Origin of the sequence: Actinomyces sp. 432, from assembly GCF_009930875.1 — a bacterium.
Classification (GTDB): domain Bacteria; phylum Actinomycetota; class Actinomycetes; order Actinomycetales; family Actinomycetaceae; genus Actinomyces.
In genome coordinates this window covers 2,620,578-2,643,330 of sequence record NZ_CP025249.1, presented here as the reverse complement: position 1 = coordinate 2,643,330, position 22,753 = coordinate 2,620,578, and the positions used below count along the sequence as shown (strand labels likewise).

At 68.0% G+C, this 22,753-nt stretch carries 18 protein-coding genes; 15 read left to right on the top strand and 3 right to left on the bottom strand.

Going from position 1 to position 22,753, the window contains the following annotated elements:
* Positions 1–125 precede the first annotated feature (125 nt).
* The 6 genes from CWT12_RS11070 to CWT12_RS11045 all read left to right on the top strand — a co-directional run bounded on the left by CWT12_RS11070 (position 126) and on the right by CWT12_RS11045 (position 8,069).
* The gene (locus tag CWT12_RS11070) at positions 126–1,343 is read left to right on the top strand and encodes an ABC transporter substrate-binding protein (protein ID WP_161924843.1); all 1,218 of its coding nucleotides are present in this window, start codon (positions 126–128) and stop codon (positions 1,341–1,343) included.
* 192 nt (positions 1,344–1,535) lie between these two features.
* Entirely contained in the window at positions 1,536–2,573 is a 1,038-nt protein-coding gene (locus CWT12_RS11065; protein WP_161924842.1) for a siderophore ABC transporter substrate-binding protein, read from the top strand.
* 110 nt (positions 2,574–2,683) lie between these two features.
* Positions 2,684–3,595, top strand: coding sequence for an ABC transporter permease (locus CWT12_RS11060; protein ID WP_308807199.1), 912 nt, complete (start codon positions 2,684–2,686; stop codon positions 3,593–3,595).
* On the top strand, positions 3,592–4,749 hold the full coding sequence (locus tag CWT12_RS11055) for an iron chelate uptake ABC transporter family permease subunit (protein WP_161924841.1): 1,158 nt from the start codon (positions 3,592–3,594) through the stop codon (positions 4,747–4,749). Before CWT12_RS11060 ends, CWT12_RS11055 begins: the two co-directional genes overlap by 4 nt.
* Positions 4,746–5,498 (top strand): iron ABC transporter ATP-binding protein, encoded by a 753-nt coding sequence (locus tag CWT12_RS11050; protein ID WP_161924840.1) that lies wholly within the window; start codon positions 4,746–4,748, stop codon positions 5,496–5,498. The genes CWT12_RS11055 and CWT12_RS11050 overlap by 4 nt, the downstream gene beginning before the upstream one ends.
* A gap of 1,746 nt (positions 5,499–7,244) precedes the next feature.
* Positions 7,245–8,069, top strand: a complete 825-nt coding sequence (locus CWT12_RS11045) for a hypothetical protein (RefSeq protein ID WP_161924839.1) — start codon at positions 7,245–7,247, stop codon at positions 8,067–8,069.
* 766 nt (positions 8,070–8,835) lie between these two features.
* Here the strand turns inward: CWT12_RS11045 and tkt are convergent.
* The gene (gene tkt / locus CWT12_RS11040; RefSeq protein WP_161924838.1) at positions 8,836–10,920 is read right to left on the bottom strand and encodes a transketolase; all 2,085 of its coding nucleotides are present in this window, start codon (positions 10,918–10,920) and stop codon (positions 8,836–8,838) included.
* 749 nt (positions 10,921–11,669) lie between these two features.
* On the opposite strand from tkt, the gene CWT12_RS11035 reads away from it, so the two are divergent.
* The 8 genes from CWT12_RS11035 (at position 11,670) to CWT12_RS11000 (ending at position 18,425) form a co-directional block, all read left to right on the top strand.
* Entirely contained in the window at positions 11,670–12,152 is a 483-nt protein-coding gene (locus CWT12_RS11035) for a PTS sugar transporter subunit IIA (protein WP_161924837.1), read from the top strand.
* Positions 12,153–12,202: 50 nt separating this feature from the next.
* Complete coding sequence (locus tag CWT12_RS11030) at positions 12,203–12,496, top strand: PTS sugar transporter subunit IIB (RefSeq protein ID WP_161924836.1); 294 nt, start codon at positions 12,203–12,205, stop codon at positions 12,494–12,496.
* A 1-nt stretch (position 12,497) separates the two neighbouring features.
* Positions 12,498–13,874, top strand: coding sequence for a PTS galactitol transporter subunit IIC (locus tag CWT12_RS11025; protein ID WP_161924835.1), 1,377 nt, complete (start codon positions 12,498–12,500; stop codon positions 13,872–13,874).
* 91 nt (positions 13,875–13,965) lie between these two features.
* Positions 13,966–14,637, top strand: coding sequence for a class II aldolase/adducin family protein (locus tag CWT12_RS11020; RefSeq protein WP_161924834.1), 672 nt, complete (start codon positions 13,966–13,968; stop codon positions 14,635–14,637).
* Between the two features lie 29 nt (positions 14,638–14,666).
* Positions 14,667–15,674: a dihydroxyacetone kinase subunit DhaK gene (locus CWT12_RS11015; RefSeq protein ID WP_161924833.1), complete on the top strand. Its 1,008-nt coding sequence runs from the start codon at positions 14,667–14,669 to the stop codon at positions 15,672–15,674.
* Positions 15,675–15,681: 7 nt separating this feature from the next.
* Positions 15,682–16,314 (top strand): dihydroxyacetone kinase subunit L, encoded by a 633-nt coding sequence (locus tag CWT12_RS11010; protein WP_161924832.1) that lies wholly within the window; start codon positions 15,682–15,684, stop codon positions 16,312–16,314.
* A gap of 76 nt (positions 16,315–16,390) precedes the next feature.
* Positions 16,391–17,449 (top strand): aldo/keto reductase, encoded by a 1,059-nt coding sequence (locus CWT12_RS11005; protein WP_161924831.1) that lies wholly within the window; start codon positions 16,391–16,393, stop codon positions 17,447–17,449.
* Positions 17,450–17,474: 25 nt separating this feature from the next.
* Positions 17,475–18,425: an AlbA family DNA-binding domain-containing protein gene (locus CWT12_RS11000; RefSeq protein WP_161924830.1), complete on the top strand. Its 951-nt coding sequence runs from the start codon at positions 17,475–17,477 to the stop codon at positions 18,423–18,425.
* 754 nt (positions 18,426–19,179) lie between these two features.
* On the opposite strand, the gene CWT12_RS10995 is transcribed toward CWT12_RS11000, so the two are convergent.
* Positions 19,180–20,136: a sugar-binding transcriptional regulator gene (locus CWT12_RS10995; RefSeq protein WP_161924829.1), complete on the bottom strand. Its 957-nt coding sequence runs from the start codon at positions 20,134–20,136 to the stop codon at positions 19,180–19,182.
* A 108-nt stretch (positions 20,137–20,244) separates the two neighbouring features.
* Positions 20,245–21,495: an ROK family transcriptional regulator gene (locus CWT12_RS10990; protein ID WP_237564164.1), complete on the bottom strand. Its 1,251-nt coding sequence runs from the start codon at positions 21,493–21,495 to the stop codon at positions 20,245–20,247.
* Positions 21,496–21,562: 67 nt separating this feature from the next.
* Here CWT12_RS10990 and xylA point away from each other — a divergent pair, with 67 nt between their 5' ends.
* On the top strand, positions 21,563–22,744 hold the full coding sequence (xylA, locus tag CWT12_RS10985; RefSeq protein ID WP_161924827.1) for a xylose isomerase: 1,182 nt from the start codon (positions 21,563–21,565) through the stop codon (positions 22,742–22,744).
* The last annotated feature ends 9 nt before the right edge of the window (positions 22,745–22,753 follow it).

Below are 22,753 nucleotides of genomic sequence, written 5' to 3'. Positions count from 1 at the left end.
GGCGCGTACTCGGTCCCCGCGAAGCGCGGGCAACCTTGCCGCGCGGCCTCCTCACATAGGAAAATGCCCCCGACCGAGGCCCGGGCGCCCGGCGCCGGGGCCGCCGACCGAAGGGAAGCACTTCTTTGGCCGATTCCGTCGATTCCACCGGTTCTACCGACCTCGCCCGAGGCGCCGATCGGCGCCGCACCGGTTCCGCCGCCCGCACCGGTACCCGCCGGCTGAGCCGTCGCGGCCTCCTGGTCGGCGCCGCCGCCGCGGGCGCCGCCGCACTGCTGGCGGCCTGCGCCTCCGGCGGCGGCAGCACTGCGGGCCCGTCCGCCGCCGCGGGCAACGCCTCGCAGGGCGCCACCGAGTCCTTCCCCATCACCATCGCCCACACCTACGGCTCCACCACGATCGCGGCCGAGCCGACCCGTATCGTGGCCATATCCACCGTCGACGCCGATGTGGTCATCTCCCTCGGCGTGGTCCCCATTGGTATGCCCGCCGTCACTGCGGGCGCCGACGGCGAGGAGGCCTACCCCTGGACCACCGCGGGTCTTGAAGCGCTGGGCGCCGGCTGGGACACCGCCGCCGCGCCCGCGCTGTACGCCACAGTGCACGACGTCGACGCCGATGCGGTCGCCGCGCTTGGGCCCGACCTGATCCTCGGTGTGCACTCGGGCATGAGCGAGGATGAATACGCGCGCCTGTCCGCCGTCGCCCCCACTCTGGCGTACCCGGCCGACGCCTCTGCCTACGAGGTCTCGTGGGAGGCGGTGACCGTCGCCGTCGGCAGGGCGCTGGGGCGTTCCGCCGCCGCAGAAGCCCTGGTCAACACCACCACGGACGTACTGACCACCGCACGCACCCTGAATCCTTCCCTTTCGGGTGCCGCCTACGCGGCGGTCGCACTCGATGCGGGCGGCCCGTCGATAACCGTGTTCACCGAGGTTGACACGCGTTCGCAGGTGCTGCGGCAGCTGGGCCTGGCCCCCGCGCCTGCCATTCAGGCGGTGGAGGGGGTTGCGGGAGCGGTTTCCGTGGACTACCCGCTCAGCGAGGCCGGGCAGCTGGATGCGGATCTGTTGTGGGCTCAGGTGGACGGCGACGCCGCCGTCGAAGCCGTCCAGGCGGACGACCGGCTGGCCGAGATCCCGGCCGTTGCTGACGGCACGGCCCTGTTCGTCGCCGACGAGGCTGCCGCCATGAGCCTGGCGGCGGCCTCCCCGCTGTCACTGCCTTGGTGCTGCGAGAACCACGTGCCGGACATCGTTGCAGCCATTGATGCCAGTAGGGCAATGGCGACGGCTGCGGCCAGCGCGTCGGCGAGTGCCACTGCCTCCGGCTCGGCGCGGTGAGCCGGGCTCTCGCCGCATAGACCGCGCTTGGCGCGTGACTTCCGCCGTTCCCGCGACGCCAAGCGCTTGTGAAGCACCTCGGGTGCAGCGTAGGTTAGCCTCACGTAGGTGAACCTGACCTAAGTTGGTGAAGGTTGCCTGCACCACTCGCGTGGGCCGTTCCGCGCGAGCCCTACCATCCCGAAGGAACACATGTCTCGCAAACTCCCCGTGCTCCTGGCCCTGTCTGCGACTGTCAGCCTGGCGCTGGCAGGCTGCTCCGGATCCACGGACACCGCATCCACCTCCAGCTCCACCGCCGCAGCCGACGGCGCCGCAACGGTTGCAACCTCGCAGGCCTCCGCCCAGCCAACGGCGGTCACCATCGACGACAACCACGGCAGCGTGGAGATCGCCCTGCCCGTGCAGCGGGCCGCCTCGACCGATAACCGCACCTTCGAGGTGCTGGCCGAGTGGGGAGTGCCCCTGGTGGCCGCTCCCAAGCAGCTCATCCCCTCCTCGATCACCGCCTATGACAGCGACGACGTCGCCGACATGGGCAACCACCGCGAGCCCGACCTGGAGGCCCTGGTCGCGGCGGAGCCGGACCTGGTGATCATCGGCCAGCGCTTCGCCGACCAGTACGACTCCATTGCGGAGCTCACCCCGGACGCCGCCCTACTGGACCTTGAGCCCCGTGACGGTGAGTCCTTCGACGCCGAGCTCAAGCGCCAGGTGACCGCCCTGGGGCAGGTCTTCGGCAAGGAGACCGAGGCCGAGGCGCTCATAACTGATTTCGACACTGCCCTGGAGCGCGCCAAGAACGCCTACGACGGCTCCTCGAAGGTCATGGCGGTGATCGTCTCCGGCGGGGAGATCGGCTACTCCGGCCCCACCACCGGACGCACCTGGGGACCACTGTTCGACCTGCTCGAGCTGGAGCCCGCCCTTGAGGTTCAGGGCTCCACCGATGACCACCAGGGAGACGACGTCTCCGTGGAGCAGATCGCCGAGTCCAACCCGGACTGGATCTTCGTCATGGACCGCGACGCGGCCATTTCCGCGGATGACGCCAATTACACGCCCGCCGCGGATGTGATCGCCGGCAACGCCGCGCTGCAGAACGTCACCGCGGTCGGCGCCGGGCAGATCGTCTACGCCCCGGAGGACACCTACACCAACGAGTCGATCATCACCTACACGGAGATCCTCAACTCGATTGCCGACGCCTTCGAAGGTGCACAGAACTGAGCACTCGGCAGCTCTCTAGGTCGGACGCACCGGCTGGCCGCGCTACTGACGCCGCCGCCCGCACCCGCGAGCCCCTGGTCAGCCGGGGGCTCGCGGTCGGGCTGGTAGTGGTGGTGGTTCTGCTGGGCCTGAGCCTGGCCACCGGCCAGTACTCGATCCTGTCCCACGCGGACGGCTGGGAGATGTTCCGCAATGTCCGCGTCCCGCGCACGCTGGCGCTGGTGCTGGCCGGGGCGGCCATGAGCATGTCCGGCCTGGTGATGCAGCTGATCACCCAGAACCGCTTCGTGGAGCCGACCACTACCGGCACCACCGAGTGGGCCGGGCTGGGCCTGCTGGCGGTCATGGTGCTCTTCCCGCGCGCCAGCGTGCTGGGGCGTATGGCCGGCGCGGTGGTGGCCGCGTTCCTGGGCACCACGGTGTTCTTCCTGCTGCTGCGGCGGGTCTCCCTGCGCTCCTCCCTGCTGGTGCCGATCATCGGCATGATGCTGGGGGCGGTGGTCAGCGCCGTGTCCACCTTGTTCGCCCTGCAGACCGACATGCTGCAGTCCCTGGGGGTGTGGTTCCAGGGCAGCTTCACCTCGGTGTACCGGGGCCAGTACGAGGTGCTGTGGATCGTGGTGGGGGTCGTGGCCGCGATCTTCCACTACGCCGACCGCCTCACCGCCGTCGGCCTGGGGCAGGACGTGGCCACCAACATCGGCGTCGACTACCGGCGCACCGTGCTGATCGGCACCGCTCTGGTGGCCGTGGCCACCGGCACCGTCACCGTGGTGGTCGGCTCGCTGCCCTTTCTGGGGCTGATCGTCCCCAACCTGGTGTCCATGCACCGCGGGGACGACCTGCGCTCCAACCTGCCCTGGGTGTGCCTGGTGGGCATCGGGCTCGTCACCGCCTGCGACCTGCTGGCCCGCACCATCATCGCCCCCTTTGAGATTCCGGTGGCTGTGGTGCTGGGCCTGGTGGGGGCCGCGGTGTTCATCGCCTTGATCATCCGCCAGACCGGGAGGGGAGGAGCATGAGCCCCGAAGCCTCCGCGGCGCCGACGACGTCGGTCACTGCCGCTCCGGTCACTGGCCACCCCGCGGGTGGCGAGACACGGGGCGCCCCCGCCGGCACGGGCGCGACACCGGGCGCCCCCACCGATCCCAGCGCGGCCACGAGCAGTCCCGCTGCCCGCCGCTCGGGCGCCTTCGCCACGCCCGCCGCCCGCCGTCGCTGGTGGCTGACCTACCTGGGGGTGACCGGCCTGGCCGTCTGCTTCGCCGTCGGCCTGCTGGTGTGGAGGAACCCGATGGCGCCGGGGACCCGCGGCTTCTGGCTGATCGCCGAGCGGCGCCTGGACGCCGTCGTCGCCATGATCGTGGTAGCCGTATGCCAGGCCATGGCCACCATCGCCTTCCAGACCGCCACCGGCAACCGCGTCATCACGCCGTCGATCATGGGATTCGAGTCCCTGTATCGGGCCATCCAGACCGCCACCATCTTCTTCTTCGGGGCCACCGGCCTGACCGCCACCCGCACCGCCCCCATGTTCGCCCTGCGGCTGGCGCTCATGGTGGGGCTGTCCCTGCTGCTGTACTCCTGGCTGCTGACCGGCGGCGCGCGCAACCTGTACTCGATGCTGCTGATCGGCATCGTCATCGGCTCCGCGCTGGGCAGCGTCACCACCTTCATGCAGCGCCTGCTCACCCCCAGCGAGTTCGACCTGCTCTCGGCCCGGCTGTTCGGCTCCATCGCCAACGCCGCTCCCGAGTACTACCCGATCGCCATCCCCCTGGCGCTCGCGGCGAGCGCGGCCCTGATGCTCTGCTCGCGTCGGCTCAACGTGATCGCGCTGGGGCGGGACACGGCCACCGGCCTGGGCCTGAGCCACACCCGCGCCACCATCGGCGTGCTGGTGCTGGTCTCGGTGCTCATGGCCACCTCGACGGCACTGGTCGGCCCCATGACCTTCCTCGGCTTCCTGGTGGCGACCCTGTCCTACCAGCTTTCGGGCACCTACGACCACCGCTACCTGTTCCCCATGGCCGCCAGCCTGGGACTGCTCGTGCTCACGGGTGCCTACTTCATCATGCGCCACGTGTTCTACGCCCAGGGCGTCGTCTCCATCATCATCGAGCTGGTGGGCGGCTCGGTGTTCCTCGCCGTCGTACTCAGAAAGGGGCGCCTGTGATCGAGCTGGACGAAGTGCGCAAGGTCTACAACTCCGAGGTCGCCATCGGCCCGGTCAGCCTGGAGCTGCCCGCGGGCGGCATCACCGCCTTCATCGGACCCAACGGGGCGGGCAAGTCCACGCTGCTGACCATGGTGGGGCGCCTGCTGGGGATCGACGAGGGCGCGGTGCGCGTGGCCGGGCTGGACGTTTCCTCCACCAAGTCGGCGGACCTGGCGCGGGTGCTGTCCATCCTGCGGCAGGAGAATCACTTCATCACCCGGCTGACCGTGCGCCAGCTGGTGGGCTTCGGCCGCTTCCCCTACTCCCGTGGGCGGCTCACGGCCGACGACGAGCGCATCATCTCCCGCTACATCGACTTCTTCGGCCTGGGCGAGTTGGAGGGGCGCCACCTGGACGAGCTGTCCGGCGGGCAGCGGCAGCGCGCCTACGTGGCCATGGTGCTGTGCCAGGAGACCGACTACGTGCTGCTGGACGAGCCCCTGAACAACCTGGACATCGCCCACAGCGTGGAGATGATGAACCACCTGGAGCGCGCCGCCCGGGAGTTCGGCCGTACCGTGCTGATCGTCCTGCACGACATCAACTTCGCGGCCCGCTACGCCGACCGCATCTGCGCCCTGAAGGACGGGAGCGTGTTCCGCTTCGGCCCGCCGGCGGAGATCATGCGCGACGACGTGCTCACCGCCGTCTTCGGCACCCCCATCCAGGTGATCGCGGGCCCGGCGGGGCCGCTCGCCTGCTTCTAGGCGCGGCGCACCGGCGGCGCTCGGCGCGTGCCCGCGGTTGGGGGTTGCGTTCCACGACCTTGGTGCTTGTTGCACGACCCCGGGGTGGTCGTGGAAAGCACACCAAGGTCGTGGAACTTCCCGGGGTCGTGGAACATCGCCGGGGGTCGTGGTGTTGGCTTCGGCACAGGTAACGTACAGTTAATCGTTAACGTGTTGACACCAATCGCGGGGTCAGGGACCATGTATGCGCGGCTGTTTTCAGTCGTCATCGTACCGGTGTTGGGAGGGTGCTCGTGGTTCGGGCTGCTTCCCGCGCCGTCTCCCAGAAAGGTACAACCGATGATCCCCGTTCCTAGGAGACGGAGAGCACTCTTACTCTCTCTCTCTCTCTCTCTCTTCTTGGGGCTGGGTGGCCTGACCGCCCCGGCCCTTGCCTCTGATCCCGGCGACGACGCCGGAACCAGCGAGACTGCGGATACTGCTGTAGCAGTAGCGGCCGAGGTGCCCGATGATGAGGCGCAGGCCGCAGGAGCCCAGGACGCCGAGGGCGCAGGCTTGACGCAGTCGGATGATGCGTCTGAGTCGGCTCCCGTCGCGCCTGAGGCCGCAGACGATTCCGCGGTAGAGCAGCAGGCGCCTCAGGCTGTTGGAGTCCCCGACGCCGACGCCGATGCTGATGCGGTCCTGACGGAGTCGGATGATGCTGCCGCTGGCGAGCCCGCTGACGCTGAGGACGCCGCGGAGCAGGATCCCGACGCAGCGGGTGTGTCAGCGCAGGCCGGCGATGAGGTGGCACACCCGCAGGCGCAGGCGGCAACCGCGGCCCGCCAGGTCGGCGCGCCCACCGAGAACCCGGCCCCGCCCACCGTGGCAGGCCAGAACGGCCGCAACAACATCACCGTCACCGGCGTCCAGGCAGCGGTTCCGACAACGGATTCGCTCTCAGATCTGGAGCTAACGATTTCTTGGGAGGCTGTCAGCCCCCGTGCGGGCGACCAGCTCCAGATTCGGCTTACGGATGGCATGACATGGCACGCGGGTGAGACCGCCCGAGGAGACTACGGATATGGGTGGTCTTATGACTTCGATCTTACGGACGCGAATGGCGTCGTGGTAGGGCACTGTGAGAGTAGCGATAGAAACACTGAGGGTTTCTATCGTGACGTCTTATTGTCGTGCGTGCTGAATGAGAGCGCTGAGGAATATGATTATCTCAGTAATGGGCTTCTCAAGGTATTCGTTAACACGCCATTCGTGGATGGCGAAGAGGGATCTGTTAAAAGAACCTCGAGGATAGATGTGGGTGACGCTGAATTCGTGATTGAGTACGAATCAGGTTCGGATCTGCAACTCGTCGCAGGGATATCTGGGAGGATCGACCCTGAGCCCCAAGGTGATGAAGGTTACCGTGTAGGTATTTGGAACTTTCATATTAGTGGGGCTAGCTCTTATGAGATCTTAGGGCTGTGCGACAAGGATACCGGTTTGTTTTGTGACTACCTTCTAGGTCCAGTCTGTTCTAAGGGTGGCTCGTGGGAGCTTGAGTCGTCAGATAACGAGTTCAATAAAGGATACTACTACCCCGATGCCGCCTATGATCAAAATGATCGCGGTGGGAGCCTTGCATTTGCTGTGGAAGGTCCCGGCGACTGGTGCTCTGTTGGCTACTATTCGAAGGGTGGAGCATCCCAAACTAGTCGCCTCACCGTCAACGGCGTAGTCTATGAGACCACCGCCGAGGTGCCTTCTGGTTCTGGGAGCGCCGTGGGTGGCTTCTACGCGACCGATCCTGAGCCGGGCGATGACCCCACGACGGAGCCGGGTGCTGAGCCTTCCTCGGAGCCCACTGTGGAGCCGTCCGTCGAGCCGTCGGTAGAGCCGTCCACAGGTCCCACGACCGAGCCGAGTGCTGAGCCTACAGGCCAGCCGTCGACCGATCCGACCGCGGCGCCGGGAAGCAACCCGTCTGGTGAGCCATCCACCGGTCCTGCCACGCCCTCCGAAGACCCATCGGGTGATCCTTCCGTAGAGCCCTCGGACGAGCCTACGGATGAGCCGTCAACCAACCCATCCGCCGAGCCCAGCACGGACCCGACCGGTGGCCCCGGTGCTGAGCCCTCGGAGCAGCCGTCCACTGAGCCGACCTCGGAGCAGGGCGACGAGCCCACGGATACCCCGTCGGCCGGTCCCGAGGCGCCGTCCGATGACCCGTCGGCTGGGCCGAGCGCCGCGCCTACAGATGCGTCGACCGGCGGCACCTCGGACCCCGGCACCGACCTCTCCGCCGCTCCCACGAGCAACGCCGGTGGCGGCTCCGCCGGGCAGCCTTCCGCGGGTCCGTCCGCAGGTGGTACTGGTGCTCCTGGTGGGGACGACTCGTCTGGTTCCGGTTCTGTGGCCACGCAGCCGTCCACCGGGTCAACGGATCCCGGTGCGGAGGCCGCTTCAACAACCGGCGCCAAGTCCGCCGGCTCCTCCAAGAGCCTGGCCAAGACTGGCTTCGCGGGCACCGCGGCAACCATGCTGGCGGCGGGCCTGGTCTTCTCGGGCCTGCTCCTGCACCGCAGCCGCAGAAGCGTCACTGACTGACCTCATCCGGTCGCCGCACCATTAGGGCGGTAACCGGACTGCCCCGGTCCTCCATACGGTCGCGCAAACGTGAGACCGCATGGGAGGACCGGGGCTCCTCTATATTTGTTGTCCGACATCGCGGGCTCTTCCGGTTTGGGGGTGTGTGGGTGAACTCGGGTGTGCGTGTGTGGGTGGGTGATGGCGCTGGTCGGTGGATGGCCGGCGGGTAGTTAGGGGCATGCCGGGTGAGTCATCCCGGGCGCGGCGCACGCTAAACCACCCCGCCGATCCAGCCGACCTACGGCTTTTGCCTGGTATTTCAACGTTTTTGGTTTCAGGTCGGCGGAGGTTGGTCGGCTCCCATGTGCGCCGCGAGGGTCGCCGCACATGGGAGCCGACTGTACCGTTCACCGGTTGATGCGTTTTCCGCGTAATTACGCCAAATCGCTAGAAGCGCGCCGCGAATGAGCGTGCGGCGCGTGCTCACGCCGAGCCCCTGGGCCCACCAGGCCGCAGCGCCCGGCGCGTGCCCGCGGTTGGGGGTTGCGTTCCACGTCCCTGGTGCTTGTTGCACGACCTTTGTGCTTGTTGCACGACCCCGGGGTGGTCGTGGAAAGCACACCAAGGTCGTGGAACTTCCCGGGGGTCGTGGAACGCGACTCGTGGTGTCTGGGCCTGTCGGTGGGACGAACACGCCGACCGGGCGTGGGCGAGCTGAGTTGATAATCAGGCGCGGGCGGACAACCCGTTAAGGTGGTCCGCCCGCGCTGTAGTGGCCGGCCTGTCAGGCTCGGGCCAGGGCCTCGCGCACCCGCGCCGCTACCGCCTCGCCGGTGAAGCCGTACTCCTTGAACAGCTGCGTGCCGGGCGCGGAGGCGCCGAAGCGGTCCAGGGAGACGATCAGGCCGTCGTCGCCAACAATCTCGCGCCAGCCCATGGCCGAGCCGGCCTCGATGGACACCCGCACGCCCGCCTCGGGCAGCACCGAGGCCCGGTAGGCCTCGTCCTGCTGGGCGAACCACTCCAGGCAGGGGGCGGAGACCACGCGGGTGGGCGTGCCCTCGGCCTGCAGCACCTCGCGGGCGTCCATGGCCACGCCCACCTCGGAGCCGGTGGCGACCAGCACCACCGCGGAGGAGACCTCGGTGCCAGCAGCATCCGTGGCCTCGGCCAGCACGTAAGCGCCGCGGTGCACACCGGCGCGGGCGGTCTCGGCATCAGCGTGGACGGTCAGGTTCTGCCGGGACAGCACGATTCCGGCCGGGCCCTCCGGGCGGCGCAGGATCTCCGCCCACGCGGCCGCCGTCTCATTGGCGTCAGCGGGACGGACCACCGCCAGGCCCGGGATGGCGCGCAGCGCGGCCAGGTGCTCAATCGGCTGGTGGGTGGGGCCGTCCTCGCCCACGCCGATGGAGTCGTGCGTCCACACGAAGATGGACCCCAGGCCCATCAGCGCCGCCAGGCGCACGGCCGGGCGCATGTAGTCGGAGAACACCATGAAGGTGCCCCCGTACGGGCGGGTCAGACGGTCCAGTGCGATGCCGTTGAGAATCCCGCCCATGGCGTGCTCGCGGATGCCGAAGTGCAGGGTGCGCCCGTAGGGGCCGTCACCGTCGGAACGAGCCAGGTCGGCGGGCAGGAAGGAGGGCTCCCCGGCCATGGTGGTGTTGTTGGAGCCGGCCAGGTCCGCGGACCCGCCCCACAGCTCCGGGGCCACCGGCGCCAGGGCCGTGAGCGTCTTGCCGGAGGCCGCACGCGTGGCCAGGGCGTCACCCACCTCCCACACCGGCAGTGCGGCGTCCAGGCCCGCATCCAGCTTGCCTGCCTGTAGCCGCTCCAGCAGGGCGGCCCGCTCGGGGGCGGCCTGCTGCCAGGCGGCGAAGCGGGCGTCCCAGTCGGCGCGCTCGGCCGCGGCGCGCTCGGCGGCGTGCGAGCGGGTGAAGGCAAGAACGTCGTCGGGCAGCTGGAAGGATGCCTGCGGGTCCAGCCCCAGGGCGGTCTTCAGCCCGGCGACCTCCTCGGAGCCGAGCTTGGCGCCGTGAGAGTCCTCCGAGCCCTGCTTGGTGGGGGAGGGCCAGGCGATGATCGTGTGCAGGCGGATCATCGTTGGGCGCTTGGTCTCCGCACGCGCCGCCACCAGCGCCTCGTGCAGGGCCTGCAGGTCCTCGTGGTAGGCGCCGCCGGCCTTCCAGTCGACGTCGAGCACCTGCCAGCCGTAGGCCTCGAAGCGCTTGGAGGGGTCCTCGGTGAAGGAGATATCGGTGTCGCCCTCGATGGAGATGTCGTTGTCGTCATAGATGGCGATCAGGTTGCCCAGCTGCAGGGTGCCGGCCAGAGAGGCGGCCTCGGAGGCGACGCCCTCCTGCATGCAGCCGTCGCCCATGATCGTGTACACGAAGTGGTCGAACAGGGAGGCGCCGTCGGCGGCGTCCGGCTCGAACAGGCCGTGCTCGCGGCGGGCCGCGATGGCCAGGCCGACGGCATTGGAAAAGCCCGCGCCCAGCGGGCCGGTGGTGGTCTCAACCCCGGGGGTGTATCCGAACTCGGGGTGCCCGGGCAGGCCGGCGGGGGAGCGGAAGTGGGTGAAGCCCTCCATAGGGATGCCGTAGCCGGTCAGGAACAGCTGGCAGTACTGCAGCAGGGAGGCGTGCCCGGCGGACAGGACGAAGCGGTCGCGGCCCAGCCAGTTCGGGTCGGCGGGGTCGTGGCGCAGCTCGTACTGGTAGAGCAGGTGGGCCACTGGTGCCAGCGAGATTGGCGTGCCGGGGTGACCAGAGCCCGCCGCCTCCACGGCGTCGGCGGCCAGCGCCTTGGCGACGTTAATGGCCTTGAGGTCCAGGTCGGTGAGCTCGAGGGGCTCGGTGCTCATGGGCAGCTCCTTTGTTGATCGTCTGGTCGGTCGTCTGATTGGTTGTCTAGCGGTCTGCGGAGTTGCCTGCAGTGCAGGCGCTGGTGCCAGCGTGCGCCCGGTCGGTGAGCGCGCACGCTGCGGAAGCTGGATGCATCATCCACGCGAGCGGCCCGCCGGGCAAGACGAAGCGGAGCACACAGGTGCGTGCGCCAGCGCCGCCACGGGCGCGGCTGCGCTGGGCGGAGCCGGAGCGCCGCCGCATGGCGCCTGCCGCGGAGCTGGTGCGCGGGGGGGGATGAACGTGCATGAGAGCTTGCACGCGATAAATGTATCTCGAAAAGACAAACGGCGGTAGGTGGTGGTCCGGCGGGTGGGCATCAAGGGTGCCGTGGAGGTGCGCGCCGGCGCCGGGCGAGCGGTGCGGGTGTGAGGTCCTGCGCGGCCCGAGTGCGCCGCCGCCCGGGCCCCTGCGGGCGGGCGTGAGGCCGGGCGCTGCCGTCCCCGGTGCTGCCGGGGCCGCGCCTGGCGCTACGCCGAGCCGATAGGGTGATGAACGAATGTTCATAGACGGATGTGAATGCGCGCCGGTGCGACCGGGAAATCGCCTGGTAGTTGGCGCCATATCGCCGACTGGGCGCGCAGATCTGATAGCCCATTGGTGAACATATGCTCGCCGAAGGGGTGTTTTCTGCGGGCACTTGCCGCTAGTTTCCCGAGGTGTCCGGACCTCGTCCGGACCCTGGTACTCGAAGACGAGACGCAAGGAGATGGCAGCGATGCAGCTGGATCTGCTCAAGCCCGACCTGATCCGCCTCGACTGGGAGGTGAATGACCAGCAGGAGTTCTTCGAACGGATCTCGGCGGAGCTCCTGCGCGCGGGCTACATTCGGGAAACCTTCCATGAGGCGCTGGTGGAACGCGAGCGCAAGTACCCGACCGCGCTCCCAACCATGCCGGAGGCGGTTGCCATCCCCCACTCCGACGTCGAACACATCGTCAAGCCCTTCATCGCCTCGGTGCGCCTGGCCAGGCCGATTGACTGGCGGGAGATGGGCAACGACGACGTCGTCCACCCGGTTCGCTTCATCTTCGTCCTCGGCTTCGTGCAGGAGGACCGCCACGTGGAGGTACTGCAAATCATGCTGCAGGCCTTCCAGGACCCGGCCTTCATGGAGCAGCTGAGCGCGGCGCAGACCCCGGACGAGTACTACCGGGTGCTTTCCGGCATGTCCGGCATCGAGGCCGCCTGAGCCGGAAACACCCACACCCCGCACCCACCCACTCACAAGGAGAACCCACCATGACCGCAAAAGTAGTAGTCGCCTGCGGCAGCGGCGTCGCCACATCCCAGACGGTTGCCAGCAAGGTCAGCCGCCTACTGAAGGAGGCGAAGGTCGACGCCGACGTCCAGGCCGTCGACCTGAAGTCCGTCGACCGCCACCTGGCCGACGCCGCCGCCTACATCACCATCGTGCGGGAGAACAAGCCCCGCTCCGTCCCCGTCATTAACGGGATCGCGTTCCTGACCGGCATGGGGCAGGACCAGGAGCTGGCCAAGCTGATCGAGGCCATTAAGTCCTCCGGGAGCAACTGACATGCAAATCCTTCAGGACTCCGTCAACTTCCTGCTCTCGCTCGGGGCCGCCATCTTCGTCCCCATAATCATCATCATCGCCGGTCTGATCGTCCGGATGAAGGTGAAGGACGCCATCTCCGCGGGCATCACCCTGGGCGTGGCCTTCTCCGGCATGACCATGCTCATCAGCTACATGACCGAGGCGATCACGCCGGCCGCTCAGGCCATGTCGGACACCATCGGCGTGGACCTGCCCATCACCGACGGCGGGTGGACGACGATGTCCACGATCTCCTGGTCGTGGCCCTACGCCTTCCTGATGTTCCCACTGGTGATCGGCATCAACATCGTGCTGATCCTGCTGAAGCAGACCGAGACCTTCAACGCGGACCTGTGGAACGTGTGGGGCAAGATCTTCACCGCCGTCGCCGTGTACTACATAACCGGAATGGTGTGGCTGGCATTTGTCATCGCGGCCATTCAGGTGGTCTTCGAGCTGAAGACCGCGGACTTCCACCAGCACCGGGTGGAAACCATGACCGGCATTCCGGGCGTGACGATCACTCACCGCATGGTGTTCCTGGCCGCCCCCATGTACCCGATCGACTGGCTGCTGCGCAAGATCCCCGGGCTCGACCGCTCGTTCAACGCCGCCGACCTGCGCGACAAGCTCGGCATCTTCGCCGAGAACCACGTGCTGGGCTTCATCCTCGGCATCCTGTTCGGCGTCCTCGCCCGGTTTGACGTCGCCGCCATTTTGACGCTCGGCATTCAGGCCGCGACGGCGCTGACCCTGTTTCCGGTCATCTCCAAGTACTTCATGCAGGCGCTCGAGCCGATCTCGAACGCCATCTCCGAGTACATGCGCAAGCGCTTCAACGACCGGCAGCTGTTCGTCGGGCTTGACTGGCCCTTCCTCGGCGGCGCCAATGAGATCTGGATCGCCGTGATCTGGACCATCCCGGTGACCCTCGCCTACGCCTTCTTCCTGCCCGGCAACGGCATTCTCCCCTTTGCGGGCATCATCAACATCTGCATCGCGGTGGCGGCCTACTTCGCCAGCAAGGGCAACATCATCCGGATGCTCATCCAGTGCACGATCTTCGCGCCCGTGTTCCTGTGGGTGGGCACCGCCTTCGCCCCGTTCATGACCGAGTTGGCCAACTCCACCAGGGCGGTGGAGCTGTCCGCCGGGCAGATGATCTCCAACTCCTCCATCGACGCGCCCATCTTCACCTACGCGCTGTCCCACCTCATGCAAGTCCTCGACGGGAACTTCATCCCGCTGGTCATCTTCGTGGCCTGGCTGGTCTGCTTCGCGGCGTACTCGCGCAGCCTGATCAAGGAGCGCAACGAGGCGCGCGCGGCCGCCGTCGAGGCCGGAGTCACCGTCTGAGGTGACTGACCCAGGCGACGGCGGTGACCCACCGCCGCCGCGGCCCTGATCAACACCCGAGAATCCATCGAAACCAGAAAGTAGAACACTCATGCTTGAAACCCTGAAGAAGGAACTGTGCGAGATCGCCAAGCGGGCGCAACACGACGGGCTGTGCAAGCACAAGTCCGGCAACTTCTCCATCCGCGACGCCGAAACCGGCCTGCTGGTCGCCTCGCCCACTTCCCTGGACCGTGACCTTTTGACCCCGCGCGACGTGGTGGTCATGGACCTCGACGCCCACGTCGTCGAGAACGAATCCGGCCTGCGACCCACCAGCGAGGTGCTCATGCACCTGGAGATCTACAAGGAGCGTCCCGAGCTGGTGGCCATCGTGCACACCCACTCGGCCTACGCCACCTCCTTCGCGCTGCTGAACAAGCCGATCCCCGCCATCGTCTACGAGGTCGCCAACCTGGGGCTGAGCCGGGCGCGCATTCCCGTGGCCCCGTACGGCCGCCCCGGCACCCCCGAGCTGGCCGCCTCGGTGCGTCAGGCCGTGCGCGAGGCCGACTGCGTGCTGCTGGAGAAGCACGGCGCCGTCGCCGTCGACTCCCGCAACCTGTACGAGGCCTACCTCAAGGCCGCCTACATCGAGGAGCTCGCCCAGCTCTACCACCAGGCGCTCACGGCCAACGGCGGCGTCGAGCCCGAGTCCTTCGCCACCGAGGAGCTCCAGAAGTGGGCGTATCCGGCGGAGATCACCTTCCCCAACCAGCACTGAGACGGCACGTAGAACTCTGGGAGGCAAGCATGAAGAAGATACTCAACAGCGCGGACAGCTTCGTCCGCGACACCATGGAGGGCATCGAAGCGGCCTACGGCGACCGTGTCGCCCTGCTCGACGGCGACTTCCGGGTGCTCGTCTCACGCTACCCGGCGCCGGAGGGCAAGGTCGGCGTCGTCACCGCCGGCGGCAGCGGGCACCTGCCCCTGTTCCTCGGCTACGTCGGGCAGGGCATGCTTGACGGATGCGCCGTCGGGGAGGTCTTCGCCTCACCGGCCGCCGAGAAGATGGCCGACATGATCCGCGCCTGCGACCGCGGCGCCGGCGTCCTGTGCCTGTACGGCAACTACAACGGCGACGTCTTCAACTTCCGCATGGCCTGCGAGGACGTCGAGTTCGACGATATCGAGACCCGGCAGCTGCTCGGCCGCGACGACGTCGCCAGCTCTCCGAAGGAGCGCGCCGACAAGCGGCGGGGCGTGGCCGGGCTGGTCTACGCGTTCAAGATCGCCGGGGCCGCCGCCGAGAAGATGATGACACTCGACGAGGTCACCGCCGTCACCGCCCGCGCCCTGGACAACATCCGCACCATGGGGGTGGCACTGTCCCCGTGCATTGTCCCCAAGGTCGGTGAGCCGACCTTCACCATCCAGGAGGGGCAGATCGAGATCGGCATGGGCATCCACGGGGAGGCCGGCATCGAGGTGCGCCCCATGATGACCGCCGAGGAGATCGCCCGCCTCATCCTGGAGACCATCGAGGCGGACCTGCCGCTGGCCGCCGGGGACGAGGTCTCGGTGATGATCAATGGCCTGGGTGGCACACCGCTGGAGGAACAACTAATCGTGTACCGCTCCGTGCACGCCCTGCTGGCCGAACGCGGAGTCACGGTAGTCATGCCCCATGTGGGCGAGTTCGCCACCTCCATGGAGATGGCGGGGCTGTCAGTGTCCGTGTTCAAGCTCGACGCCGAGCTGAAGGAACTGCTGCGCGCCCCGGCCACCACGCCCTTCTACACCAATGCGAACAAGTGAGGCCCACATGCTGAACCGTGAGTCACTTGCGGCAATCGCCGGTGAAATCAGCGCCCTGATGACCGCCAACCGGAACTACCTGGTATCCCTGGACCAGGTCAGTGGGGACGGAGACCTGGGCATCTCCATGGACGACGGCTTCCGGGCACTGGCCGAGTACCTGGCCGCCCAGGAGCAGACCGACCTCGGGCAGCTCCTGCGCGGGGCGGCCAAGGCCTTCAACGGCGCGGCGCCGTCGTCACTGGGAACCATCCTCAGCTTCGGGATGATGGGTATGGCACGAGCGCTGCGCGGCAAGACCGAGGCCGACGTCGTCACTGCCGCGCAGGCCCTGCAGGCGGGCGTGGAGGCCATCATGGACAAGGCCGAGTCCAAGCCGGGGGAGAAGACCATCCTGGACGCGCTCGTGCCCGGGACGACGGCGCTCACCGAGGGCGCCGTCGCCGGAGGTGAGACCGCTTTGAGCGAGCTGCTGCGGCGCGCCGCCGAGGCGGCCGCCCAGGGATCGGAGTCCACCCGGGAGATGGAGGCCGTGCACGGACGCGCCGCATACTCCGCCTCTCGCAGCATTGGGGTGCTCGACGGCGGCTCCGTCGTCGGCCGCCTCATCTTCGAGGGGCTGGCCGCCTGGGCGGCCTGAGGGTCGCGGATCCGCGGGGGTGGGAGGTGCCGAGAGCCCCTTCCGCCCCCGCAGATCGAGTCGTACCGTATGTGTCATGGAATACAGACAGCTTGGCAAAAGCGGCCTACGGGTCTCGACCATCACCCTGGGCACCATGGGTTTTGGCGGCACCGGGTTCGCGCGCACGGTGGGTCAGATTGATGTGGACGGAGCGCGTCGGCAAATCGACATCGCACGCGACGCCGGAGTGAACCTCTTCGACACCGCCGACATGTACTCCGCCGGACTGTCCGAGGAGATCCTCGGCAAGGCGCTCGGCGCGGACCGCGAGGACGTCCTGATCGCCACCAAGGTGCGGATGCCCATGGGGGAGGGCCCCAATGACGCCGGCCTTTCCCGGCACCACATCATGCGCAGCGTGGAGGCGAGCCTGCGCCGCCTGGGCACTGACCACATCGACCTCTACCAGGTGCACGAGTGGGACGGGGTCACGCCCCTGGAGGAGACGCTTACCGCCCTGGACGATCTGGTGCACGCGGGCAAGGTGCGCTACATCGGCTGCTCCAACTATGCGGCCTGGCACATGATGAAGTCCCTGTGGACCGCCGACCGTCACGGCCTGACCCCGTTCGTCAGCAACCAGGTGCACTACTCCGTACAGACCCGGGATATCGAGCACGAGATCGTACCCGCCGCGGTGGACCAGGGCATAGGCATCCTGGTGTGGAGCCCGCTGGCAGGCGGGCTGCTGACCGGCAAGTACCGCCGCGGAGTCGACGCGCCCGCCGGCAGCCGCCACGTGGAGGGCTGGGACGAGCCGCCGGTGTATGACGTCGAAGTCCTCTACGACATCGTCGAGGAACTCGTGGCGATCGCCGACGGGCACGGCGTCGCACCCAGTCAGGTGGCTCTTGCCTACGTTCTGGCCAAGCCGGCGGTCACCTCGGTGATCGTGGGGGCCCGCAATGAGCAGCAGTTGCAGCAGAATCTCGGTGCTGCCGACTTGGTGCTCACTGCTGAGGAGATGGAGCGGCTGGAACAGGTCAGCGCAACCGGCTTGCCGTACCCGTTCTGGCACCACCTGAACGCCGCGGACCGGTTGAGTCCCGCCGACCTGACGTTGCTGGCTCGGCACCTGCGGGATTGCGGCTGAGCGTACTGCCCTACGCTGGGGCACCATGCCCGTCTCGTTCACAGGCCTGCTTAGCGTCCTGCCGCTCAACTCCACCGCACTCCCACCGGCGCCGCGCAGCCCGGTGCTACTGTTCGCCGTCCTTATTCAGCCGGCGGCGCTGCTCGTGGCCTACCTGGCCGGCCGTTTCGCCTCCCACCTGGTGCGGCGGCGGGCACGTATCTCCACATCCACCGCCACCCTCACCGCTCTGATCGGGCTGTGGGCCGGGTTCGCCGGGGGCGCGTGGCTGTTCAACGAGGACTACTTATGGGCGCCGCGGATGCTGGCCTCCGCCGTCGTCGTCGCCGTGATCGTGGTGGGACTGACCGCGCTGGTCATAACCCGCATCCAGCACGAGCCGCCGTTGGACCCGATCGCCGAGGTGGCCCGGCGGGGCGAGTCGGAGCGTCTGGAGCTGAAATCCTCCGCCCGAGTCAACATGCACACCGGCAAGCGCGACGACGCCATGGAGACGGTTGTGGCCAAGACCGTGGCCGCCTTCCTCAACTCCCGGGGCGGGACCCTGCTGCTGGGCGTCGACGACGACGGGCGGCTGATCGGCCTGGACCCGGACTACGCCACCCTGCGTCAACCCGACGCCGACCGCTTCGAGCTCTTCCTGCGCAGCCTGTGGCGAGTGCGGTTGGGGACGAACGCCGCGGCGCTGCCGCGTCTGGACTTCGCGGCGGCCGCGGACGGGGCCGGTGAGGTATGCCGGGTGACGGTGCCGCCCTCGCCCGTGCCCGTGTACCTCAAGGGCCCCAAGGGCAATGGCGGTACCGAACTATGGGTCCGCGTGGGCAATTCCACGCAGCGGCTGGAGGTGGATGACGCCGTCTCCTACGTCGCCCGCCGCTGGCCGCAGGAAGTGCGCCCGAGCCTGCGCGCCCGCGTGGGTGCCTACCTGCTCTACCACCGCAAGCGTGCCGCGGTTCCGCAGGCGGAAACGGATTAGCGGGGGCGGCGGCCGGTGAAGAAGGCTGGCGCCGATGGCTTGTGAGACCATTGTGGGGAGCCGAGCGGCGGTAACCGCCCGACTCCCCGGAGACATCCGGGATGTTGATCTCAGCGGCCTAGTAGGACGCTGAGCAGAGCCGCAAGGGCCCAGATCATCGGCGGAACAGTTTCAATGGCCGTCCGCCAGATCTGGGCCTTTTGCTTACTCTTCATCCCCGTTTGCGCCTTGGCCCGGTGACGTCAGCGCTTCCGGTTCTTCGACATGCCCAGAGCCCACCTCCTCTCGGTGCACACTCCCCGGCAGAGACTTCTGCGTTGATCCGGGGTTGCGCCGTGGAGGCCCCGCCATCATCCCACCGGCCTGCGACATCCATCGCCCCGTGGCATGACTGGTTTCGGGGCTCTTAAGGTGTGGGGGTGTTGGTTCGGTTGCCTTGCTGGATGCGGCTGTTGGTGGCGGATGGTGCAGGCGTGCCTGCGGTCAGGGTTGAGGTGCTGTAGGGCGTCGTCGCGGTCAGGCTGGTCGGCGTACTACGGTCAAAACTGTCCAGATTCGGGACAAACGCGCAGCCCGCGCAAACAGGCGTCCTCGGAGTCGTTGGAACCATGCGGCTCTGGCAGGTGGCATCGCGCGCCGGAACACCGTTTGTCCCGAATCTGGACACTTTCCCCGGCCCGTCAACCCCGCCACCACACCCTCAAACGCGAAGAGCGACCTTACCGACCCGGTTGAACGGGGGAGACTTCACCGTTCAGAGCATGTCGAGGATTGACAGGGCGGTCTGGTAGTCGGTGGCCAACGCGCTCAGGATGCCGCCCCGGATGGCGCCGACGATCGCCTCCACCTTGTCCTCACCGCCGGCCGCTCCAATGACCAGCGGGATGCGCCGCAGCTCGTCCAGCGGTAGCGCCAGGGTGCGCGGTGTCAGCGGAGTGGGAACGGGGTTTCCGGCGGCGTCGTAATGGTGGTCAAGGATGTGCCCCACCGCTCCACCCGTACGAATGGCCTCGCGCACGTCCGGGGTGAGGTACTCGGCCAGGATGTTGCCCGCGCCCTTCGCCTCCACCCCGGCCACGCCGACGAGTGCCACATCTGCACGGGCTGCCAGTGCCAGGGTGGTGGCCACCTTCTCCTCGCGCATGAGTGGCCGCAGCAGTGAGGGATTGTCGACGATCAGTGGCACCGGCATGCGGGACACCTTCGCGCCCAGCTGGCTGGCGATGCGGGTGCAGATGGTCGGCGCATCCCGGCCCCAGGAGGGCAGGCCGCCGGGGATCGAGCCGAGCAGTTGGACTATGGTGCAGTCCACTCGCGGGATCTGCGGGATGCGCTGGGCGGCGGCCTGGATGGAGCGCCCGTTGCCGACGGCGACGACCTGCCCGTTTGCGACCGAGTCGATTAGCAGCTCGGCGGCGGCCTGTCCGACGGCACCGATCACGTCGGTCCCGTTGACCTCTGCGACTCGGACTGCCCTGAGCGGCAGTCTCTCGCGCAGGCGCTTCTCCACCGAGAGGATGTGCTCCAAGGGGTGGGAGATGGTGATGTGCACGATGCCCTGCTCGCGGGCGCGGTTTAGCAGGCGCGAGACACTGGGGCGCGAATAGCCGATCTCGCGGGCGATGTCGGCCTGGGTGAGGTGCTGCTCGTAGTACATGCGCGCCACCCGCAGCAGCAGCTCGACGTCGCCCCGCGTGCCGTCCTCGCCCACGTGGGCAATCCTACGGGCGGCTCGTGCGCCATATCTGCCGATCTCGGTACGTAACTAGTGCCGGTCTCGGTGCGGGGAGGGGGCTGTTGGGGTAGAGGAGCCGGATGGTCAGATCCAGGTCGCGGGGTCGGCGACAACCTCCTCCAGCAGCGACCAGGCCGCGCCGGTTACGGCCGGCGTCTGGTCCTGGGAGGTCGTGATCACCTGGGGTACGGACCACCGGGATGAAAGCACGCGCTGCCGTAGCTCCGCCTCCAATTCGGGGCGCAGTATCTCGGCCAGCGGGGCGAGGTGCCCGCCCAGGATCACGGTGGGGATGTCCAGGACGTTGATGGCGGCGCTCAGCCCGACGCCGAGCGCCTGCGCGGCCCGGGTGACGGCATGCCGCGCGGCGGGAACTGCGGCCTCCCATGCGGTTACCAGCTCTTCCGGCGCCGCGGCCTCGTCAAGGCCAGCGGCAGCCAGAATAAGACGGCGCCCCGCGTAGCGCTCCACGCAGCCGCGGTTGCCGCAGGTGCACAGTGGCCCGGTGGGATCAACCTGAATATGGCCGATCTCCCCGGCGAATCCTGAAGCGCCCAACATGACTTGCCCGTCGCGCACGATCCCGGCTCCGATGCCGTTCTCGCCGGAGAGGTAAATGTAAGACGGGTCTGAATGAGGTGCTGCGGGGCGGGTGCGGCCCGCGGTGAGGGCACCGAAATTCGCCTCATTGCCCAGGCGCAGCACCAGGCCGTCGGCTTCGAGCGCCGCCGCCAGGTATCGCCGCGGATCGATCCGCTCCCACCCCAGGTTGGGGGCGCGCAGCAGGGTCTCGTGCGAAACCAGTCCGGGTAGTGCGATCGCTGCACCAACCTTGCGCGCATGCCTTACGGCGTCGAGGGCCAACACATCCGTGGCCAGCTCCGCCAGGCGGGGGAGCACCCGCGCCGGGTCGGAGGCCTCCAGGTAATCCAGCACCACTCGTTCGGCCAGTACCTGGCCTGACAGGTCTATCGCCCGCACCGCTATGCGCGAGACATTCACTTCCAGGCCGACGGCCACAAAGGTGCCCCGAGCGGGCGCCAGTGGCACGGCCGGCCGGCCGGGGCCGGATGCGGGCGACGGGTCCAGCTCGGTGAGGATGCCGGCAGCGACGAGGTCATCGGCCAGCCGTGAGGCGGTGGAGCGGGTCATGCCGGTTGCGGCGGCGACGTCGGCGCGCGAGACGGGCTCGGGAGCGGCGAACACGTGGCCGGCCAGCAGCGCGAGGTTGGCGGTGCGCAAGCTGGACTGCCGGGCCGAGATAGGCGCGGCCGGCGCTTGGGTGCGGGAGGTGAGGGAGGGGGGCGACTCCGACGTCGTGTTGGCTCGAGACACGCCTTGACCATACCGCACGGCTGTGCCATAGTTGCGTCAGCGAACAAATCCGGCTCGAGGAGGAACCATGGTTCGTAAGCCCACCAAGGAAGACAAGTTCTCATTCGGCCTGTGGACCGTCGGCTGGCTGGCGGCCGACCCCTTTGGGGACACCACCCGCACCGCGCTCAAGCCCTGGGAGTATGCCGAGAAGCTCGCCGAACTTGGCGCCTGGGGCATAACTTTCCACGACAATGACGTCTTCCCCTTCGATGCCACTGACGCCGAGCGGGCGAAGATCGTCAGTAAGCTCAAGGACACGGTGGACGCCACGGGCCTGACCATCGAGATGGTCACCACCAATACCTTCACCCACCCGATCTTCAAGGACGGTGGCCTGACCAACAACGACCGCTCCATCCGCCGCTTCGGCCTGCGCAAGATCCTGCGCAACGTGGACCTGGCGGCCGAGCTCGGCGCCACCACGTTCGTCATGTGGGGTGGCCGCGAGGGTGCTGAGTACGACTCCTCCAAGGACCTGGGCGCCGTCTTCGACCGCTACAAGGAGGGCCTGGACACGGTCGCCCAGTACATCAAGGACCAGGGCTACAACCTGCGCATCGGCCTGGAGCCGAAGCCGAACGAGCCCCGCGGTGACATCTTCCTGCCCACCGTCGGCCACGCCCTGGCGCTGATCGCCGAGCTGGACAACGGTGACATTGTCGGCCTGAACCCCGAGGTGGGCCACGAGCAGATGGCGGGCCTGAACTACACCCACGCCCTGGCGCAGGCGCTGAACGCCGGCAAGCTCTTCCACATCGACCTCAACGGCCAGAAGGGCCTGAAGTATGACCAGGACCTGGTCTTCGGGCACGGCGACCTGCTCAGTGCCTTCTTCACCGTGGACCTGCTGGTCAACGGCTTCCCCAGCGGCGGCCCCCGCTACGACGGGCCGATCCACTTCGACTACAAGCCCTCCCGCACCGACGGCATTGAGGGCGTGTGGGAGTCCGCGGCCGCCAATATGGAGATGTTCATCCAGCTGGCGGACAAGGCCCGCGCCTTCCGCGCCGACCCGGAGGTACAGGAGGCCCTGAAGCTGTCCGGGATTTATGAGCTGGCCGAGCCGACCCTGGCCGAGGGGGAGACGATCGCCGACCTGCTCGCCGACCGCAGCGCCTACGAGGACTTCGACGCCGAGGCGGCCGCAGCCCGCGACTACCACTTCGTCAACTTGCACGAGAAGGCCGTTCAGCACCTGATCAGCTGACCGCCGCTC

What these genes read in the sequence shown, in the direction of transcription:
- CWT12_RS11065 (WP_161924842.1), top strand. Translation starts at nt 1,536, where the DNA reads ATGTCTCGCAAACTCCCCGTGCTCCTGGCCCTGTCTGCGACTGTCAGC.
- CWT12_RS11055 (WP_161924841.1), top strand. Translation starts at nt 3,592, where the DNA reads ATGAGCCCCGAAGCCTCCGCGGCGCCGACGACGTCGGTCACTGCCGCT.
- tkt (WP_161924838.1), bottom strand. Translation starts at nt 10,920, where the DNA reads ATGAGCACCGAGCCCCTCGAGCTCACCGACCTGGACCTCAAGGCCATT.
- CWT12_RS11035 (WP_161924837.1), top strand. Translation starts at nt 11,670, where the DNA reads ATGGCAGCGATGCAGCTGGATCTGCTCAAGCCCGACCTGATCCGCCTC.
- CWT12_RS11030 (WP_161924836.1), top strand. Translation starts at nt 12,203, where the DNA reads ATGACCGCAAAAGTAGTAGTCGCCTGCGGCAGCGGCGTCGCCACATCC.
- CWT12_RS11025 (WP_161924835.1), top strand. Translation starts at nt 12,498, where the DNA reads ATGCAAATCCTTCAGGACTCCGTCAACTTCCTGCTCTCGCTCGGGGCC.
- CWT12_RS11020 (WP_161924834.1), top strand. Translation starts at nt 13,966, where the DNA reads ATGCTTGAAACCCTGAAGAAGGAACTGTGCGAGATCGCCAAGCGGGCG.
- CWT12_RS11015 (WP_161924833.1), top strand. Translation starts at nt 14,667, where the DNA reads ATGAAGAAGATACTCAACAGCGCGGACAGCTTCGTCCGCGACACCATG.
- CWT12_RS11010 (WP_161924832.1), top strand. Translation starts at nt 15,682, where the DNA reads ATGCTGAACCGTGAGTCACTTGCGGCAATCGCCGGTGAAATCAGCGCC.
- CWT12_RS11005 (WP_161924831.1), top strand. Translation starts at nt 16,391, where the DNA reads ATGGAATACAGACAGCTTGGCAAAAGCGGCCTACGGGTCTCGACCATC.
- CWT12_RS11000 (WP_161924830.1), top strand. Translation starts at nt 17,475, where the DNA reads ATGCCCGTCTCGTTCACAGGCCTGCTTAGCGTCCTGCCGCTCAACTCC.
- xylA (WP_161924827.1), top strand. Translation starts at nt 21,563, where the DNA reads ATGGTTCGTAAGCCCACCAAGGAAGACAAGTTCTCATTCGGCCTGTGG.